At 62.0% G+C, this 1,420-nt stretch carries 2 protein-coding genes; one reads left to right on the top strand and one right to left on the bottom strand.

Translation table 11 applies throughout. From position 1 onward, the window contains the following. Nucleotides 1-15: 15 nt before the first annotated feature. Nucleotides 16-1,137 carry an IS630 family transposase gene (locus tag CWO89_RS44175; protein WP_130584382.1) on the bottom strand — a complete coding sequence of 374 codons (1,122 nt, stop codon included), beginning with the start codon at nucleotides 1,135-1,137 and terminating at the stop codon, nucleotides 16-18. 42 nt (nucleotides 1,138-1,179) lie between these two features. Here CWO89_RS44175 and CWO89_RS44180 point away from each other — a divergent pair. Continuing rightward, nucleotides 1,180-1,420 (top strand): LexA family protein (locus CWO89_RS44180; RefSeq protein WP_130584383.1); only part of this gene is annotated, 241 nt, incomplete at its 3' end.

The raw sequence follows: 1,420 nt of genomic DNA on the forward strand, positions 1-1,420 counted from the left end.
ACCTCGTCACAGTGATTATGACTCTTTGGAAGTGTCGGGATAGGCGCGGCCCATTTTGGCGCGGGCCTTGTCTGTCGTGAACATCCATTTGATGCGGGAACGTGCGGCATTTCTCTGCCGTTCCCAGGCAGCGATTTCGCGGCGCAGTCGCTTGGGGTCGTCGATCCTGCGATCGAGACACTGGCCCCGCAGGACGCCGATTTCGATCTCGACCATGTTGAGCCAGCTTGCGTGCTTGGGGGTGTAGTGGAACTCGAGCCGTCGCAAAATCCGCCTGGCTTCGGCGGGCGGGAACGCCTGATAGAGGGCACCGGCGGAGTGGGTCGATAAATTGTCCTGGACGACCCGGATGATCTCGGCGTCGGGATAATGGATGTCGACAAGATCACGCATGCATTGGGCGTAATCCCTTGCCGCTCGTCGCTCGGTGACCTTGACCTTGCGCCAGGGACGATGAACGTCGAGCAGAACGAAGAGATTGACCGTGCCATTGCGACGATACTCATAATCGTAACGTTCGAGCCTGCCGGGCTTGGCCGGAATGGGCTGACGCGTTTCGCCGATGAGTTGCACCGGGCTTTCGTCGAAGCACACCACCGGCCGTCTGGAGTCGGGCGCCTCGGCATAGAGGTCGAGCACATCCTCCATGCGGGCGACGTATTCGCCGTCGACCTGCGGAATGCACCACATGTCTTTGCGCCAGGGCTTGAGGTCATTCTCGGCCAGGCGCCGCCGAACCGTCTCGTGCGACAGGCTCTTGTGTTCGGTGAGTTTGACCATCGCGCCTGCCAGCAGCTTGAGCGTCCAGCGGGCACGGCCCTTTGGGGGGCTGGCACAGGCGGTCGCCACCAGCAAGGCTTCTTCCTTGCCGGTGAGTTTGCGCTCCGCTCCGGGACGCGGCTCTTCGCTCAGCGCCCGCTCCAGATTGCCTTCCACGAAGCGTCGCTTGGTCCGGTATACGGTCGAGCTGCTCACGCCGACGCTCCTTGCGATCCCCTCGTCGCTGGTCCCGGCATCGGCGGCCAGCAAAATCTGCGCTCGCTTGAGCTTGCGGGACGCATGCTTGCCGCCGCTGAGTAGCGCCCTCAGTTCGGTGCGCTCGATTTGGCTGAGTTCGACCCGATAGCGTACATTCATGGCGTGCCTCCTCGTTCGAGGACGCACGAACAACTGAATCGGATGGCCGGCGTGAGTCCTTCGACAAAACCCTTCACGCCCACGCAGGGGCAGTATCTGGCTTTTATCCACCTCTATACCCGGCTGCATCGCAGGCCCCCGGCCGAAACCGACATGCAGGAATACTTCCGCGTCAGCCCGCCCTCGGTTCACCAAATGGTGCTGACCCTGGAACGATCTGGCCTCATCAGAAGGCAGCCAAGGACACCTCGCAGCATCGAGGTCCTCGTGGATCCGAAAGACC

Origin of the sequence: Bradyrhizobium sp. Leo170, assembly GCF_004296405.1 — a bacterium.
Classification (GTDB): Bacteria; Pseudomonadota; Alphaproteobacteria; order Rhizobiales; family Xanthobacteraceae; genus Bradyrhizobium.

Excerpts from the sequence above, each read along its gene's own strand:
- CWO89_RS44175 (WP_130584382.1), bottom strand. The coding sequence starts at position 1,137 with ATGAATGTACGCTATCGGGTCGAACTCAGCCAAATCGAGCGCACCGAA.